The organism is Nocardia arthritidis, assembly GCF_011801145.1.
GTDB classification, from domain to species: Bacteria; Actinomycetota; Actinomycetes; order Mycobacteriales; family Mycobacteriaceae; genus Nocardia; species Nocardia arthritidis_A.
On the sequence record NZ_CP046172.1, the window covers coordinates 1,923,266 to 1,940,100 of the forward strand.

The window sequence follows — 16,835 nt, forward strand, 5'->3', positions numbered from 1 at the left end:
GCCGAAAGATCAGGGAGTCCAGGTGATTCGGCCGCCCTGGAAGTCCTGCGCCTTGCCGCCGTTGTAGTCGTATTCGTCGCTGGTGGGGAAGCCGTACGAACCGTTCTCGCCGCCGCGCAGCGCCCAGTTGTCGCGGATCGCGCCCCAGACGACGTGCGCGCCGGTGCGGGCCGACCAGTAGATCGCGCCGCCGGGGAAGAGGTTGTACCGGCCCTTGTTATTGGCGGCGGAGGCCTCATCGGAGATGGGGAAGCCGAGCGGACCGCTCTCCCAGCCGTACGCGGCCCACTTGTCCCGGATCGCGCCGCCGATTTGGTGCGCGCCGGTGCCGACCGACCAGTACACCGAGCCGCCCTGGAAATGGTTGTAGCGGCCGGGATTGTTCGGCGTCGACTGCTCGTCGGTCACCGGAAAGCCGAGTACGCCGGACTCGCCGGCGAGACCGCGCCACTTGTCCCGGATCGCGCCGCCCACCTGGTGCGCGTCGACGTCGCCGCGCCAGTAGATCGCGCCGCCGCGCTCGAAGGTCTGGAATCGGCCGCCCGCGGCGGCGTCGAGTTCGGCGGAGGTGGGATCGCCGAAGAACGCGCCGCCACCGAGCTGGTCGTATTTCACCTCGATCGCGCCGCCGACATCGAACGGCCCGATCGGGCGCGCCGCCGCGGTTCCCGCGACGGTGGTGAGTACGGCGGCCGCCGCCGTCACGGCCAACGCGCCGCGCGCGGTCGAACGGTTTCTCGAACGTAGCGATACCACGGGCTCTCCTCGATCGAAGGTGTTCGGTGGCGCAGGCGGCGGCCCGTGCTCCGCTGCACATCCGGTCGCGCGCCTGGTCGGGCCTGCGGCGCGACCACGCACTGTATCGGCGGCCGTTGCCGAATCGTTACCGTGGCCCCTGGTTCTGCGGGCTATTCCGGCAGTTCCGGATCGCCCAACTCCTCGAGATCCGCGAGCCGGGTATGCACGAACGCCGCGACCCGATGCCGCGCGGCAACTGACAGCCGCTCGATATCAGCACCGGACAATACATTCGGCCCCAACCCGGACCCCGCCCCGGGTTCGCCCGCATCGGGCACCACCGCCAAATGGTCGGCCCGCGGCACCGACATCGGCCGGTCCGGCTCATCCGGATCGGCCGCAACCGCGGTGCGAACCATGCGCCGACCATAACCCCGGCCACCCCTCCCGGTCGAGGACCAAACCCGCCAAACCAACCGGTACGACACAACATTGGCTACTTTCACGCCCGAAAGCCATGGCTGGTTGCGGCAGTGGGGTGCTATCGTTCCGACGTCGCCGGACTGTCCGGTATGGCCGGTATACCTGGGGGGTTCCGTGTTCAATTGGTATGTAGCGCTTCTCGCGATCAGTGGCGTCGTCATGATCGCGATGGCCCTGGCCAAGGACGGGCAGAGCCAGACTTCCCGCATGCTCAACGGCATCTTCGGGGTCGTATACCTCGGCTACGCCGCCTATCTCGTCTTCCTCTTCGACGGCGGCTCATACCTGATCTTCTTCCAGGCGTTCATCCTGCCGGTGCTGATGGTGGTCAACTTCCTTCGAACCCGAACCCCACGCCCGAAACTGACCGAGACCCAGAAGGCATGGCGCGACCACCAGCGCTCCAACGGAGGGCAGTAGCGATTCCGGCGAACCGAGCGCTATCGGACCTGCGCAAGCGCCTGCGGATTGCGGATCCGCGCAAGTGGCCGCCTGCGTGGTTCGGAACTATCGAGGGCGACGGTACGTCCATTGCCGCACGAAGTGAGGAACTACTCGGCGACGATTTCGGACGGTAGCCGCAGTCGTCCGCGACCAGGGACTACAGCCACCGTGTCGAGCTCTGCACAGGACCCTCATTCGGCTGATCGGTCGCTGTTGGTGCCGACGCCGATTCTCGGCGAGGTGGGATATCTGCTCGGAAAGTTCGGCGGGGTGCGGGTGGCGGCCGTGATTCCGCGGTCGGTCGGCGAACGGGATTTCATCACCGTCGATCGGACCGAATCCGACTTTCGGCGCGCGGCGGATTCGATCGAGCGGTACGCCGGTCCTGCCGCCTGGGCACCTCCGATGTGGCGATTGTGGCTGTTGCGGAGAGCGAATGGGGTTTGCCGAGGTGGTGACGTTGAATCATCGCCACCTCGAGGTGGTTCGGCCGTCGCGTGCGCGGGCGTTGACACTGTCGCCGTGATGCTGCTCGACCGGCGAGCGGCCGCTCGCCGGTGGTTCGGCGGGGTGCCGCAGATGGCGGGGTGCCGCAGATGCGGTCGGCCGCCGGTCGGTGAGCCCGGGTGGCGGCCGCCGCGGTGTGGTGGTTCGGCGGTTCGGCCGACGCTTGTGCGGGTGTTGACACTGTTGCCGTGATGCGGCCCGACCGGCGAGCGGCCGCTCGCCGGTGGTTCGGCGGGGTGCCGCAGATGGCGGGGTGCCGCAGATGCGGTCGGCCGCCGGTCGGTGAGCCCGGGTGGCGGCCGCCGCGGTGTGGTGGGCCCGGCCGGTCAGTTCAGACCGAGGGAGATGGTTAGGGCTTCGGCCGTGGTGGGGTAGGTGGTGAGCAGCGGGTTCGAGGTGGTTGGGGTCGGTTGGGACCAGGTGGGTTCGTGGCCCAGCAGGATGGCCAGGGCGTCGCAGGTGGTGGGGTGGGTGGTTAGGAGGTCGGTGGTGGGGCCGCGGGGTGCGGGTGGGAGTTGTTCGGGGGTTCGGGGTTGGCCGACCACGGGGGTGTCCAGGTGTCGATGGCGGTGACGGTGGGTGGGAAGGTGCGGGCCGCTTCGCGGACGAGGGCGGGGACCATGTCGGGGGCTTGGTCGCGCAGTGTGGTGATGAGGGTCGGCAGCCAGGGGAGGAGTACGCGGTCGGGGAGGCGGCCGAAGGCTTTCGAAAGAAGTTCGACGACAAAGGGTTTCAGTGTAGGGGCCGGATCGATGGCCTGGACGAAGCCGCCGATGTACTGCGGGAAGGACGGCAGTACGAGCGGATTGGCCAGCATGGCGTCGCAGCGCTCGCGCAGCTCGGCGAGGGTGAGCAGGCCGAGTTGGAAACGGGCCGCCCAGAGCAGGGCCACCTTGGCCGGAGCCTCCGGATGTGATTGGCGCACCGCGAGTTCCAGCTGTGTGTGGTCGCAGCCGAGGGACAGGGCGAGATGCTCCATGCCGAACAGGAAGCCGAGCATGGCCGCGACCTGACCGGTGCCGGTGTCCTCGGCGGTGAAGGAGGTGGGCAGCAGCGTGCAATAGTGGGCGTAGCCTGCGGTGACGAATCTGCCGCACCACTCGGGTAACCCGTCGGCGGTGGTGCGGAAGTAGTTGAGCAGCAACCTGATTCGGCGTAGCACCAGCGGCGCGTCGTCTACGCTGCGTTCGGCCGCGAGCAATTCGACGGCGCGGGCGCCGAGCTCATCGGCGAGCCGGGGCGAATTCAGGTACAGCAGCGCGTCTTCCACGGCCGAAAGGGCGATGGCGGCGGTCGCACCGGATTCGTTGACCGCACGCCGCAACCGCTGCTCCAGCACCTGCTCGACGGTGACGCCCTCGTAGCCGAGCTCCACCAGGGAGCGCTGATATTTGCCGAGCCCGAGATCCCAGCTCTCCTGAATGGATTTCTCGCCGAGCGCCCGCGAACCCATGATCGGCCGGATCGAGTCGTCGGGCAACAACTTTCGCAGCAGCCACAACAGATCCGAGCAGGGTTGCAGCGCCGGATCGGCGCGCAGATCGAGCAGCGCCCGCTGTATGGTCCGCTTGGAAAGGTCGAGGCCGAGCGGCCGGAGCCGGTCGAGCACATCGCGGGCCAGCGGCGGCAGCGCCGCATAGCCGACCTGGCCGATCCGGTCGCCGCCGAGCAGGATCTCGCACAGCCGCGCCACATCGCGCCTGCCGGGCACCCGGTCCTTCTCGATGCAGGTGACGGCGGCGTCCTGGAAGTCGTACGGGGTCGGCCGGGCGCGGTTGCGCATACCGGCCAGCAGAATCGACGTCTCGAATACCGCGATGGCATCGGCGGTGCTGGCCAGGTACCCGTTGCGGCGGGCGAGCCGCACGATATCGACCGACCACTCCAGGAGTTCGGCCTCGTCGAGCGGATCGAGAACCGGCGGCCGCGACAGAAATCCGGACAGCCGGTCGCCCGCTTCCGCATCGGTGGCCACCACGCTGCGCGTGCGCTTGGTCTTCGTCTGTCCACCGGGCTGTCCGGCCAGCTCGAATGGTTGTAATTTGTTGCGCCGCAAGGACTTCGACCAGGTAGCCGCGGCGATCGACACCGCACCGCCGGTCAGCCCGAACTGCGCCTCGATGGCCGAGTGACTGGATGGGATCAGCCCGTAATGCCATTTCGTCGCCGAGCGCGGCGTGATCTCGAACGGCACGTCGGCGGACAGCCCGAACTGCTCGATCCGGCTGGCGGCATGCGCGGCCCCGCACACGTACATGCACCGCGCCGGATCGGCGCCGGTGGCCGCCAGATGTTCGCGCATCCGGGTCCACATGTACCGTTCCCGGTCCTCGTCGACGGCGGTGCTGTCGCGGCGCAGCCTGCGGAACAGGCTGCCGATCAACACCATCACCTGGCGGTAGGTGTGGTAATCGGCGTCGGCCAACGGCTGTTCGACGTACTGGTCCCACCACTCGGACCAGTGCCGAACCTTGCCGTGGTGCAGCAGGTACTGCTCGAGTTCGGCGAATCGCGGTCGCAGATCCCCGATCTCGATGCCGACGGCCTCGCCGTGCAGCCCGCCGTCCTTCGCCGCGGAATCATCCGACTTGTCGTCTTCCCTTGGCGCCCACTGGAATACGTGATCGGTCGAACGATCCACCAGCACCAGTTCGACACCCGGCGTATCCAGCGCGTACGCGATGGCCTGATATTCGGCCGAGGCCTGGGTGATCGGCGCGACGATCGACAGCGGCGACCACGCGGCGGGAAATCCGTCGAGTTCGGTGGCGAAAGCCTGCAGCGCCACCGGGAGCCGGCAGTTTCGCAGCTCGTCCAGCAGCGGTCGCAGATCCTCGCACAGTTCCAAATAGATTACTGTCGGCCGCTTTTCGTGCAGACGTCGCACCATGGCCAGCCCCGAGGCCGGCGAATGATGGCATACCGGAAAGATTTCCAGCTCCTCGCCGAGCGCCCGGTCCACATCGTCGACCATTCCGAGCAGCAGATCGCCCGGCACACCGGCGAATTCGGCGGCAGCGGCGGTCAGCTGCTCGCGCAGCGCCGCGAACGGGCTCGACCCGGGTATCGGTGCGTTCACGACAGGCTCGCGATCGCCGCGCGCCCGCCGTCGAGGAATTCGGTCCACGCCCCGCCCGCGTTCTTGCTGCGCGGTTCGACGACGCCGTGCAGGTATTTGTTCAGGATGGCCAGATCCTCCGGCGTGCGCCGGGCCAGCGATCCGACCAGCGATCCGGCCAGCGTCTCGGCGCGCAGCACCCGGTCGCCGAAGAACTGGCTGTGCAGGATCGCATCCTCGAGCACGCCGATCTGCTCGGCCGTCGACAGCGCCGATTCCAGCTTGTCGTCGTCGCCGGTGGCGGCCGCCGCGGCGCTGCGCAGATCGGCGAAACTTTCCAGCAGGATATCCAAAAGCGTTGGTGGCAGCTCCAATTCGATCTGATGCCGGCGCAGCAGTTCGGCGGTGCGGAAGCGCACGATCTCGGCCTCGCTGCGTTTGTTGGACACCACCGGAATACGCACGAAATTGAATCGGCGCTTGAGCGCCGACGAGAGGTCGTTCACGCCGCGGTCGCGGCTGTTCGCGGTGGCGATGACGGCGAATCCGGGCTGTGCGAATACCACGTTGTCGTCGTCGAGTTCGGGAATCGACACGTACTTCTCGGACAGGATCGAGATGAGTGCGTCCTGCACATCGCTGGTGGCGCGGGTCAATTCCTCGAAACGGCCGATCACGCCCCGCTCCATCGCGGTCATGATGGGCGAGGGGATCATCGACTCGCGCGACTGCCCCTTGGCGATGACCATCGAGATATTCCACGAGTATTTGATGTGATCCTCGGTGGTGCCCGCGGTGCCCTGGACGACGAGGGTGGAGTTGCGGCTGATCGCGGCGGCGAGCAGTTCGGCGAGCCAGCTCTTGCCGGTGCCGGGATCGCCGATGAGCAGCAGGCCGCGATCGGAGGCCAGGGTAACGATGCTGCGCTCCACGAAACTCCGGTCGCCGAACCATTTCTGATCGATCTGCCGGTCCAGGCCGTCGGACCGCTCGGAGCCGAGTATGAACAGCCGCACCATCTTCGGGCTGAGCCGCCAGGCGAACGGTTTGGGGCCGTCGTCGATGGACTCCAGCCAGTCGAGCTCCTCGGCGTACTTGGTTTCGGCGGGTGCGCGCAGGACGTCGTTCATGGTGGCTCTCCTAGTCGAGAAAGTTCTTGAGTTCGTGCACGAGTTTCTGGATGTGCCCCGAAAGCACCGGGGCGCCAAGGTTTTTGAAGCGCTCACGGAACCATGGGTTGACGCTCTGCTGTCCGGAGCTGTTCACCGAGCCCACCGGGATGAGCTTCACCCCGGAGCGGTGCACCGCCTCCATACTTTCGAACAGCTGCTGGCACTCCCATTCGTAGAAATCCGAAATCCACACCAGCACGGTATTTTTCGGATCGGTGATCTTCGGCTGGGCGAGCGTCATGGCGACCCGGCCGTCGGTGCCGCCGCCGAGCTGCGTGCGCAGCAGCACCTCGAAGGGGTCGTGCACCCACGGGGTCAGGTCGAGCGCCTGGGTGTCGTAGGCGACGAGATGCACGTCCACCTTCGGCAACCCGGCGAAGATCGAGGCCAGGATGGTGCAGTTCACCATGGCGTCCACCATCGAACCGGACTGGTCGACCACCACGATCATCTTGGCGGGCACGGTGCGTTTCGCGGTCCGGTGGTAGAAGAGCCGGTCCACGTAGAGGCGCTCGTCCTCCGGATTCCAGTTGGTGAGGTTCTTCCAGATGGTGCGGTCTATATCGAGGTTGCGCAGTATCCGCTTTGGCGGCACCGAGCGGTCGATGACACCCGCGCTGGCCTGGCGCACCTGGGTGCGCAGCACCTCGGCGACCTCGTCGACGAAACGCCGGATCAGCGCCTTGGCATTGGCCAGCGCGACGCCGGACAGATTGTGTTTGTCCCGCAGCAGCTGTTCGATCAGCGACATGCTCGGGGTGAGCTGACCGGCCAACCTCGGGTCCGCGAGCACCTCGCGCAGGCGCATTCTATCGACCAGACCGGCCTCCAAATCGCCCAGCACGCCGTGTATTCCGGCTGCCTTGCCGGATCCGAGTGCGCGCCGCAGCCAGTTCGCATCCGCCTGCCATCCGGACAACTGCGCGGCGCTCACCGCGCCCGAGCCGGTCGCGAAGATATTGAGCAGGAGTTTGGCGGTGAGTGCCGCGGTCCGAACATCGGCCGCGCTGCGTAGTTCTGCCGCGTCACCGGGGTGAGGCGCGCCGACGGGGTCGATGGGTGAATCGGCATTCGCGATGGTCGCGGCGGCGATCGGGCCGGATTCGGCCGCGGTATCGCTTGCGTCGATGGTCGAACTATCCGGGTCACCCTCCGAGTCGATTGCGGCAGAGTCGTTTTCGGATGAACCACCGAGATCCAGCGACTCGAATTCGGGTCCGAGCTCCGGAAACCGCTGCACCACCGTATCGATGGATACGCTCGGGTCGAGCAGGGCGATGGGCAGTCCAAGTTCTTCGATGATGCCGACGCTCGCGGCGTCGAGCGTCGGCTGCGGGTCGCCGGTGAATATTCCGGCCAGCAGGCGCCAGTAGAGAACCTGGCGGCGGGTCTCGTGGCTGTTCATTTCCGCAGCAACCTTCCCGCCCGCTCGCGCAGCACAGCCACCGCGTCACCCGATTTGGCCTGTGCCTTGGCGACTTTCGGGTCGGTCGGCCCGCATGCCCAGTCGCCGCCGTGCAGCGCGACCGGTTGGCCCTTCGCCTTGCGCTGGATCGCGAGCGGACGCAGGCTCCAGCGACCATCCCAGCGCAGTAGGCCGATACACGCGGTGGAACCGGTGACCGCCGCGGCGGTGAGCGGCCCGCTCGACGGCAACCGATCCAGCTCGAGGGTGAGTCGATGTCCGTCCAATTCCATTGCGCCGTCGGCGATTCGGTATCCCTCGACCAGCACCGGCTCGGCGAGGTGCACCGGATCGCGGTCCAGCGGTGCGGCCGCCGGTGCCGTGGCGGCCGCGAGTTGGATCCGCGCCGTCGCGAACGGGTCCGCCGCATCGCCGAGCTGTGCTCGGTCGTCGTGCCAGATCAGGTCGCCGGTGGCCGTCAGCGGCATATCGGTCAGCTCCAGTGCGCGATGTTCGGCCAGCGCGGTGCACAGATGTTGGTGTGCGCCGAGCAACTGCCAGACGGCGGGCCCGACGATCGTGTCCACCTTGGCGGCCGAGACGCCGACCCGCACCCGGCGCGAATCCGCGCCGGCGGTTTCCAGGACGCCGTATACCTGTGCCTGTACCGCGGTGCCGTGCTCGTGCATATCGACGCCGAGGATGAGCAACCGGCCGGAGACCGCCTCCGCCGCAACGGAATCGCCACTGCGCCAAGTCAATAGGAGTGCCCGCGCCCACAGGTCGGCCCAGCGGCGCGCCGGTAGCCGATCCATCGTCGCGATCGGGCAGGAGGCGGCGAGTTCGGCGGCGAATCCGTCGAGCAGCACCGCGAGCCTGCGCCGCGCCGGGTCGGCGAGCAGTGCGGCGACGGTCTGGTCCGCCGATGACACCAGGTCCAGGTCGACACCGCGCCAACCCGTGATGGCCAACTCGCCCAACCAAGACCGGCAGCCGATCGCGAGCTGACCTGGCACACAGCCACTTTCGTGATCGCCGTGATCCCACGCCGCTCTACGACGGTTCAGTGCGGTATCGAACCGGTCCAGCAGCGCGTCGTGCGTCGCACCGAGCAGGGCGGCGCGCGCCGCGGCCAGCGCGGCCAACTGGTCCGCGCCGATCGCGCCCGCGTTCACCTTCGCCACCGCTTCCGAAACCGGAACGGCCAGTGGGGATCTGGCGACCGCACCGGCCAGCGCGTGCAGTGCCGCTGCCTGCCGATCGCCGACTCTGGCGAGGCCGTCGGCCAGCGCGTCGTCGAATCCGGACAGCACATCCTGGGCGGCGGGCACACCCTCCGGCGAGCCGCCGAGCAGTTCGCCCAATTGCGCGCCGAACATCAGCGCACCCCCGCGGCCGGGAACCAGTGCAGTTCCGGGATGGGTGTGACAGCGCCGGGCAGCTCCAGATAGGCCAGATGCCGCAGGAACCGGTCGAATACCGCGGCGGCCGGTGCCGGTTCGCGAGTTCCGTTGAGACAGTTGGCAAGCCGAGCGCCCTCGGGCACCTCCACCCGCAGGTACTTCGCCACCCGGTCCAGCCCGTATTGCAGCACCGCCTCGTCGCACAGGGCGTCGAGATGTTTGCAGGTGTACGAGCCGGACAGACCGCCACACGGCCGATTGTTGTTGGTGCTACAGCTCAACCCGTGGGTGCTCGCTGTCACCGAGGCCACGTAGACCCGCGAAATATCGGACCCGCTGGATACGACGCCCTGCAGCCTGCCGTCGGCGAGCTCGACGAACGGAACCTTCGCCAACTTGCGCGGCGCGACGGCGGGCAGCACCGCCACCACCGCCGCACGTGCCCAATCCGCTTCGGCATCACTCGAATTCGAGACCATCGTTTCCCTCCCGTTCGGTCGCGATGTCGTTGAACGTAGGCGATGCCACCGACAAGTTTCGCCGAGCGTCAGCGGTACTGGCGTTCGACGACCCGTTCCCGCGCGCGACGGCGCCGCCGCCGGTACCAGATCGTCCAGACGATCAGCACCGCGATCAGCACCAGCTCGACCGCGGGTGAGAGTCCGGCGCTGACCGGGATGGGCAACAGGAAGATCAGGGCGACGCGCACCAGCGACTCCGCCGTCAGCGCGCAGCCCCATACCGTGGTCTGCACTCGGTGGTCGATCAATTGACTTGGGCTAGTGGTGGTTTCGCCGTGCAACCGGCGCGCGAGATAGGCGGTGGCGGGTTGTGTGGTTAGGCAGCTGACGAGGAAGGCGAGGCCCGCCGCGGCGCTGACGATCGGGTCGCGCAGTAGTACCAGGCGCGGATCATCGGTGGCCGCGGCCAGCGCGAGCATCAATGCGTAGGTGGCCATCATGATGAAGGCGAGCGCATCCACCTTGCGGGTGCGGACCATGCCGACGCCGAGCCAGAGACCGGCGGTCACCGTCGCGATGACGAGCGAGCGGACCACCTCGACACCCGCCGCCTGGGTGAGGTAGAAGGCGGCCGGTGAAACGCCGAGATCCAAAGCGAGCCAGGCGATCCTGCGCAACCCCGCCGGTTTCACCGCGGGCTGCCGACCAGAGCGGCAGGCAATTGCCTTGTCGCGCAATGGATATTGCCGCCGCCGAGTAACAGATCGCGGGTCGGGATCGGGACGGTGTCCCGCTCCGGGAACATCCTGCCGAGGATCGCGACGGCCTCGTCGTCGGTCGCCGGATCGAGTTGCGGAACCAGTACCGCGCCATTGGCGAGATAGAAGTTGCAGTAGGACCCCGCCAGCCGATTCCCGGTCTGGTTCAGCGAGGTGCCGATATCGGTGCCCGAATTCTCCTCGGCGGTCATATAGAGCGGCCCTGGAATCGGAATCTTGGTGACGGTCAACGGATTTCCGTTCGCATCGGTCTCGCGTTCGAGAATTTCCAATGCCGCCGCGCTGCGGGCGAACTGCGGATCGCGCTCGTCATCGGTCCAGGCGAGCAACAGATGTCCCGGCGCGACGAAGCGCGCCATATTGTCGATATGGCCTCGGGTGTCGTCGTCGGTGAGACCCCAAGGGAGCCAGAGCAATTTGTGCACCGCGGCGAAATCCCTTACGGCGCGGGCGATCATCTCGCGGTCCGGATGCGGGTTGCGGGCCGGATCGAGGACGCATTCCTCGGCGACGATGCCGGTGCCGAGACCGTCGACATCGAGCATTCCACCCTCGAACACCACCGGCGCCCGGTACTGATCGAGCCGTTCCAGGTCGAGGACCTTCGTGGCGTAGGCGTCGTCGAGATACCATTCCGGAAAGCGTTGGCCGTAGCCGTTGAACACCCATTTGACGCCGCGCAGCCCGCCGCGATCATCGACGACGAAGGTCGGCGCGGTATCGCGGGACCACACGTTCACGGTGGACGTCTCCACCACTCGGACCGCAGCGCTCAATACCAGTCGCGCGTGCTTGTACTGGGCGCTGGATACGGTCACCGTCACCTGCTCGCCGACCTCGGCGATGGCATTGGCGATGGCGGCGACGGCCCGCTGTACGGGTTTGGCGCCCTCGCGCCAGACGTAGGTGTTCTCCGGCCAGGCCAGATAGCAGCCGGAGTGCGGTTCCCATTCGGCGGGCATCCGGAAGCCGTCGGCGGCCGGTGTGCCGGTGAGTTCGGTTCGCATCGGTTCTCCTCCTCGCTCATACACACGTATGACAATTTGACGGTAGGAGATGCGACCGGCTAATACGATCGTATGAAAGTAGGACGTGGCGCCCTACGAGCGGAGGAGGCGCGATGACCGATCGACGCGGCCGACTGCTGGACCGCCTCGCCGAGGCCATCGCCGACGGCGGCATCGAGGGCGTCAGCATCCGCGACCTCGCCGCTCGCGCGCAGGTCTCGATCGGCACCGTGCAGTACTACTTCGGCACCAAGGCCGATCTGCTCACGGCCGCCTGGCAGCACATGCGCGACCAGGCCGACGCGCGCCTGCGCCGATCCGGGATCGCCGACCTCGAACCCGGCGAAATGCTGTTCGGCCTCGCCGAATTCCTATTGCCGCCGACACAGGAGGACCGGCTTTCCCGGGTGTGGCTGGCGCTGGTCGCCCGCGCCGCGCACGACCGGCGGATCGCCGAGGTGCACCGGGAGCAATGGCGGGAGACAGAGGATCTGCTCGCCAGGGTTTTGGCCCGCGCCAACCCGGCCGCGAAGCCGAATCACGCGATGCCGCAGCGGAATTGCTCGCGCTGCTGGACGGGTTGGCCATCGCGGTGCTCACCGAGCCCGCGCGGGTCGCGCCCGAACGGGCCCGGCGCATCGCCCGCGGCTGGGTCCGCGCCTGGCTCGGCTGAGCCGGGTCAGTGCTCGAAAATGCCGTCCCGCATGCTCGGCGGCAATCCGATGATCAACTGCGACACCTGCCTGCGCACCTGGCCGACCCGCAGTTCGGTCGGCAGCGACTGCCACACCCGGCGGATCAGCTCGCGGGCGTGATCGAGCTGTCCCTGGCGTTCCAGCAGCGCGGCCAGATCCAGATCCAGCAGCGAGCGCCCGACCTGATCCTTCTGCGCCATCGGCAATTCCAGCACCCGGTTGCGCAATTCCTCGGCGGCGCGCCAATCGCCGATCGAACTCAGCGCGTGCGACTGATGCCAGCGCAGGATGTATTCGGAGGTGCCGAGGTTGTCGTCGGCGGTGGACTCCGACGGCAGCGCGGCGAACAGCCGGTCGGCGTTGGAGATCGCGACGAAGGTCTCCCGGCGTCTGCCGATCCTGGCCTGGATGCCCGCCTCGGCCAGCAGCCCGAAAACCGTTGCCGGAGTCGGTTCGGACCCGCTCGCCGCCTGCGCCGAGCGGGCCGCGGCCAGGCCCTGGTCGAGCGCGTGCCGGTAGCACTCGTGTCCGTGCGCCAGATGCCCGTCCAACCAGGCCTCCAGCAGCGGATCTCCGGCGCGGCGGGCGGCCCGGCGCGATTTGTAGAACCACGGGAAGGTGTCGTGGATATCGGCGACATCGTTGAGCCGGAAGGCGACGAATCCGGCGAGAATGGATTCCACCCTGCGCAGCCGCCGCTGCACCTCGGGAGTTTGATCGGACAGCAGCAGCTGCTGAATCCTGGCCAACTCCCGGATCCGCGCCGGAATGTATTCCGAAGGCGGCAGCACGTACACGAGATAACCGCTGCGCTCCGCGCTCTCCTCCAGGGCGCGCAGCGATTCGGTCGTGCTGGTGATCGCTTGGGGCCGTTCGGGTTTCGACAGCGACGGCGTATCCGGTTCGGAGTAGTCGCTGCCGAAGCCGAGCCGGTCCGGGCGAGTCCGGTACAACCGGCATAGGGCGTCCAGGAATTGATAGGACGGCATGTCGAGGCCGGTCTCCCAGCGCGAAACGCTTTGATGAGACAGGCAGCGTCCCGCCGCACCGCCCGCGACGAGCAGCGGTTGCAATCGTTCAGCGACCTCGACGAGGGTGTAGCCGTGCGCTATGCGGTGCGCGCGCAACAGCGAAACCCCGCAATGTGATCGAACCGCCTGTACCGTTTCCCAAGTCGAACCTCCGGCGGCGGCTTGTTCCCGCGCGACCTTGCGGCCGCACGCGAAACTGTGCTGGCTCCTCACGGCATCTCCAGATCATGGGCCTGTTCCCCTTTTGGCTGGACGTGCACCCTCGTCCGCTACTCGACGGTATCCCGGTAGCGGTCCCGCGTCGATGCCCGTACCGTTCTGCGCGCCATGCGTGCAAGTAAGTGGTGCCAGCTGGACTTGACAGCCACTGTCGGCTTACGGTGCACTCGCGGTTCCCTGACTCGGGCGCCTCTCCGTGGGTACCCTGAGTGGCATAGACGGGACCGCGATCAGTAGCAAGGTCGTCGACCTGCGGGGCGTCGGGGCGTTGGTGTTGCTGACAGCGTCGTTCGCGATGAATACGGTGTTCGCGCGCTTTCTCGACAGCGGTTTCACCGTCGCCCAGCAGGTCTATCTACGCTCGTGTGTCGCCTTCCTGCTCGCGCTGCTCGCCTTCTGCCGCTGGATCCGCTGGCGCACCGTGCTGCGATCGGGCAAACGGGAATGGGGAGTGCTGGCCGTTCGCGCGATTCTGCTGTATGTCGTTGGCACCACGCTGTTTTCGAAGGCGGCGACGCTCACCACCGTCGGTGACGTCTCGTTCATCGCCGCCCTGCCGCTGGTCGCGGCGCTGGGGCTGCTGCTGCGGCGGGTGCGGGTGACACCGCCGCGGGTGATCTTCCTGCTCGGCTCGGCGGCGGGGGTCGCGATCCTGTCCGGCGTCGGCGTCGGCGTGGGGTCGTGGAACATCGGCAACCTGATCGCGCTGATCGCCATGCTGGCCATGGCGTTCAGCTACCTGGGTCGCGACTGGCACGACGGCACCCTCAACAATCACGAGATCACCGCGCTCACCGTCGGATTGGGCGCCGCGGGTGTCGCGCTCACCTCGGTGCTGCAGGGCGATGGCATGCCGCACGTCCACACGCACGCCTCCGCGGCCGTCCTCTGGGCCGCCATCGCCTGCGCCGGACTGCTGAACGTGCTCAACGTATTCCTGATGAATTACGGCTTCGAGCGCGTCGACCCGGTGCAGGGCGGCAACCTGCTGACCCTGGAATGCGTCTGGGGTCTGCTGTTCGGATTGATCTTCTACCAACAGATTCCGACGATCAGCGGCCTGATCGGCGGCGCGGTCATCGTCGGCTGCGCGGTGGGCTTGAATATGGCCGATCGATCATCCGCTCCGGACAGACCGCCTCCCGAAATCGGATCGGTCGAAGAGATTTCGGAGCTCACCCGGGTCGAATAGCTTCAGGCGCTATGGGCGGATCTCAGCGGGTATGCGAATCAGCGGAAGTACGTCCTCGATGAGGCGGGTGAGTTGGGTGCGCTGATCCCATGAGGTCAGGCGGAGCACGAGGGTGACGGGGCCGAGGCCCGCGGCGGTGTCCACCAGAGCTTGCAGGTCGGCGGCGCAGCGCTCGGGTGGGCCCGCGGCGGTCCACGCCTCGACCATCTCCGCGGGGGTGCCCTGGTATTCCTCGTGCTCGGCGATGAAACGTGCTGCGCCGTCGAGACATTCGGCTCGGTCGGGGCCGATGGCGACATTGTGCAGGAAGGCTACCGGGAAGGTTTCCGGCGCGCGGCCCGCGTCGATCAGCGCGGCGCGCAGCAGCGGTGCCAGTCCCGCGACGAGGCCCGGCCAGGAACTGGCCGTCATCCAGCCGTCGGCGAGCTCGGCCACTCGGCGCAGCGCGCGTTCGGCGAACTTCGGCTGCCATGGATTGGCGGCGATGAACACCGGGCACGGGGCTTGCACGGGGGTTGGCTGTATACGAATCCCGTTGTACCGCACGAACTGTCCGGCGAAGTCGAGCTCGTCGCCGGTCCACAGCCTGCGGCAGAGCTCCAGGTTCTCACCCATTCGCACGGCCCGTTCGCGGTCGGGAATCCCCCAGTGCGCGCCCTCGCGGGCGCTGGCTCCGTCGCCGACCAGGCCCGTGCAGACGGCGAGGGTCATCCGGCCGCCGGAGAGCCGGTCCAGGCTCGCCCACTGGTAGGCGAATACGGCCGGATCGCGCACCGGGAAGCTGGCCATGCACGCCACCCCGAGCCGGACCCGGCGGGTGCGGCCCGCGAGTGCGCCGAGCAGGGTGAGCGAATCCGCGCGCGGCTGTGCGGTGAGGCTGTCGCCGACCCAGATCGAGTCCAAACCATTTGTGGTGTCAATGGTTTCGGCCAACATCAGCAGATCGTCGGTGGACAGGCGGTCGAGCAGCGCGCCGCGCTGGGGGAGTAGGACTCCCACATTATCCAACATGGTTGGATAAACTAACCGCCATGCCGAGACCTCGCAAGGAAAATCAGCTGGAGCTCGCCGCCGTCGCGGCGGCCGCGCGGCAGGTGTTCGACGCATCCGGACTCGCGGGGACCACCATGCGCCGCGTCGCCGAAACCCTCGGCGTCGACGCGTCGTCGCTGTACTGGCATGTCCGCAATAAGGACGAACTGCTGGATCTGATCGCCGACGAACTGCTGCGCGATCTCCCGCTGCCCGATCGGAGCCTGCCGTGGCGAACCCGGCTGGAGCGGCTGCTCACCGGCTATCGAAAGTGGTTGCTGCGCAACCCCGATGCCGCGCGTCTGCTCGCCGGACGGCTGGTGCTCGGCCCGAATACGCTGCGGGTGCTCGAGTTCATCTGCGGTTCACTGCTTTCCGCCGGATTGAAACCCGAAGCGGCGGCGCAGTCTTCGCATCTGGTCGTGGCATATGTGCTCGGGTTCGTACTTCAGGAGATCGGGCCGATGAACGCGGCGGAGGCGCGCGGCGCGGTGCCGGAGACCGTGTTGGCGGAGACCGCTGCCGTGCTGAGATCCCTTCCGCCCGAGGAGTTTCCGTCGGTGGTGGCACTTGCCGAACATCTGGTGGCGCCGACCATGGACGAACGCTTCGACCGTGGTCTGCGGGCGCTGCTCGGCGGTCTCGCCGTCGAAGATTCGTAAGTCGTTGTGCAGCAGCCTATTTATGGGCGTAACTGCGGAACATGTAGGTGTCCTTGCCGTTTGTGGACAGCTTCGGGGCCGTGGTGAAGCTCATCAGGAATTCGCCCGCCGGAATCTCCGGGGCGCGCACCGTGCCGTCGACCTGCGCGCCGACCTCGGTGACGGCCAGTACGCTCGCGAAAGGCATTGCCTCGCGCAGTATTTCGCCACCGCCCATGATCCACACCTCGGCCGGATCGGTCAGCGCCAGCGCCTCCTCGACGGATCCGGCGCGCTCGGCGCCCTGCTGGAACCAGTCCGGATCGCGGGTGATGACGATCGTGCGCCTACCCGGCAGCGGACGGTCGTCGGCGGGCAGCGAATCCCAGGTCTTGCGGCCCATGACGACGATCTGGCCGCTGGTCACCTCGTCGAAATGCGTGATGATCTCGGGCACCTGCCATGGAATCCGGCCGCCCGCGGCGATCACCCGGTCGCGGGTCTGCGACCAGATCAGTCCGATGATTCGTTTGCTGGGTTCGGTCATGGGCAAACCACCACCACCTTC

General features: G+C 67.4%; 16 protein-coding genes and 1 pseudogene. 5 read left to right on the forward strand and 12 right to left on the reverse strand.

Annotated elements, in window-relative coordinates; all coding sequences use genetic code 11:
* Nucleotides 1-9: 9 nt before the first annotated feature.
* The gene (locus tag F5544_RS08645) at nucleotides 10-756 is read right to left on the reverse strand and encodes an LGFP repeat-containing protein (RefSeq protein ID WP_238847156.1); all 747 of its coding nucleotides are present in this window, start codon (nucleotides 754-756) and stop codon (nucleotides 10-12) included.
* Between the two features lie 152 nt (nucleotides 757-908).
* Nucleotides 909-1,157 (reverse strand): hypothetical protein, encoded by a 249-nt coding sequence (locus F5544_RS08650; RefSeq protein ID WP_167472703.1) that lies wholly within the window; start codon nucleotides 1,155-1,157, stop codon nucleotides 909-911.
* A 223-nt stretch (nucleotides 1,158-1,380) separates the two neighbouring features.
* On the opposite strand from F5544_RS08650, the gene F5544_RS08655 reads away from it, so the two are divergent.
* Nucleotides 1,381-1,641, forward strand: a complete 261-nt coding sequence (locus F5544_RS08655) for a hypothetical protein (protein WP_238847157.1) — start codon at nucleotides 1,381-1,383, stop codon at nucleotides 1,639-1,641.
* A gap of 1,006 nt (nucleotides 1,642-2,647) precedes the next feature.
* Here the strand turns inward: F5544_RS08655 and F5544_RS08660 are convergent.
* From F5544_RS08660 to aguA, 7 genes are all read right to left on the reverse strand, one after another.
* Nucleotides 2,648-5,251 (reverse strand): DUF5682 family protein, encoded by a 2,604-nt coding sequence (locus F5544_RS08660; protein WP_238847158.1) that lies wholly within the window; start codon nucleotides 5,249-5,251, stop codon nucleotides 2,648-2,650.
* On the reverse strand, nucleotides 5,248-6,360 hold the full coding sequence (locus F5544_RS08665; RefSeq protein ID WP_167472705.1) for an ATP-binding protein: 1,113 nt from the start codon (nucleotides 6,358-6,360) through the stop codon (nucleotides 5,248-5,250). The genes F5544_RS08660 and F5544_RS08665 overlap by 4 nt, the downstream gene beginning before the upstream one ends.
* Before the next feature lie 10 nt (nucleotides 6,361-6,370).
* The gene (locus tag F5544_RS08670; RefSeq protein WP_167472706.1) at nucleotides 6,371-7,807 is read right to left on the reverse strand and encodes a vWA domain-containing protein; all 1,437 of its coding nucleotides are present in this window, start codon (nucleotides 7,805-7,807) and stop codon (nucleotides 6,371-6,373) included.
* Entirely contained in the window at nucleotides 7,804-9,186 is a 1,383-nt protein-coding gene (locus F5544_RS08675) for a hypothetical protein (RefSeq protein WP_167472707.1), read from the reverse strand. The genes F5544_RS08670 and F5544_RS08675 overlap by 4 nt, the downstream gene beginning before the upstream one ends.
* Nucleotides 9,186-9,689, reverse strand: coding sequence for a hypothetical protein (locus F5544_RS08680; RefSeq protein WP_167472708.1), 504 nt, complete (start codon nucleotides 9,687-9,689; stop codon nucleotides 9,186-9,188). Before F5544_RS08680 ends, F5544_RS08675 begins: the two co-directional genes overlap by 1 nt.
* A gap of 68 nt (nucleotides 9,690-9,757) precedes the next feature.
* On the reverse strand, nucleotides 9,758-10,363 hold the full coding sequence (locus F5544_RS08685; RefSeq protein WP_167472709.1) for a VC0807 family protein: 606 nt from the start codon (nucleotides 10,361-10,363) through the stop codon (nucleotides 9,758-9,760).
* Nucleotides 10,360-11,457, reverse strand: a complete 1,098-nt coding sequence (gene aguA, locus F5544_RS08690; RefSeq protein ID WP_167472710.1) for an agmatine deiminase — start codon at nucleotides 11,455-11,457, stop codon at nucleotides 10,360-10,362. Before aguA ends, F5544_RS08685 begins: the two co-directional genes overlap by 4 nt.
* A gap of 113 nt (nucleotides 11,458-11,570) precedes the next feature.
* On the opposite strand from aguA, the pseudogene F5544_RS47450 reads away from it, so the two are divergent.
* Nucleotides 11,571-11,966 (forward strand): annotated as a pseudogene (locus F5544_RS47450) (TetR/AcrR family transcriptional regulator); the annotation flags it as partial.
* The gene (locus F5544_RS47455; protein ID WP_428847168.1) at nucleotides 11,930-12,130 is read left to right on the forward strand and encodes a TetR family transcriptional regulator C-terminal domain-containing protein; all 201 of its coding nucleotides are present in this window, start codon (nucleotides 11,930-11,932) and stop codon (nucleotides 12,128-12,130) included. The pseudogene F5544_RS47450 and the gene F5544_RS47455, both read left to right, overlap by 37 nt.
* 6 nt (nucleotides 12,131-12,136) lie before the next feature.
* On the opposite strand, the gene F5544_RS47460 is transcribed toward F5544_RS47455, so the two are convergent.
* Entirely contained in the window at nucleotides 12,137-13,396 is a 1,260-nt protein-coding gene (locus F5544_RS47460) for a helix-turn-helix domain-containing protein (protein ID WP_428847127.1), read from the reverse strand.
* A 202-nt stretch (nucleotides 13,397-13,598) separates the two neighbouring features.
* Between F5544_RS47460 and F5544_RS08700 the strand changes: the two genes are divergently transcribed.
* A complete protein-coding gene (locus F5544_RS08700; protein WP_167472712.1) occupies nucleotides 13,599-14,594 on the forward strand; it encodes a DMT family transporter in 996 nt (331 codons plus the stop codon).
* Between the two features lie 9 nt (nucleotides 14,595-14,603).
* Here F5544_RS08700 and F5544_RS08705 read toward each other — a convergent pair whose 3' ends face one another.
* Complete coding sequence (locus tag F5544_RS08705; protein WP_167472713.1) at nucleotides 14,604-15,605, reverse strand: LLM class flavin-dependent oxidoreductase; 1,002 nt, start codon at nucleotides 15,603-15,605, stop codon at nucleotides 14,604-14,606.
* A 20-nt stretch (nucleotides 15,606-15,625) separates the two neighbouring features.
* Here F5544_RS08705 and F5544_RS08710 point away from each other — a divergent pair, with 20 nt between their 5' ends.
* Complete coding sequence (locus tag F5544_RS08710) at nucleotides 15,626-16,288, forward strand: TetR/AcrR family transcriptional regulator (RefSeq protein ID WP_167472714.1); 663 nt, start codon at nucleotides 15,626-15,628, stop codon at nucleotides 16,286-16,288.
* 16 nt (nucleotides 16,289-16,304) lie between these two features.
* On the opposite strand, the gene F5544_RS08715 is transcribed toward F5544_RS08710, so the two are convergent.
* Nucleotides 16,305-16,814 (reverse strand): dihydrofolate reductase, encoded by a 510-nt coding sequence (locus F5544_RS08715; protein WP_167472715.1) that lies wholly within the window; start codon nucleotides 16,812-16,814, stop codon nucleotides 16,305-16,307.
* Nucleotides 16,815-16,835: the final 21 nt, after the last annotated feature.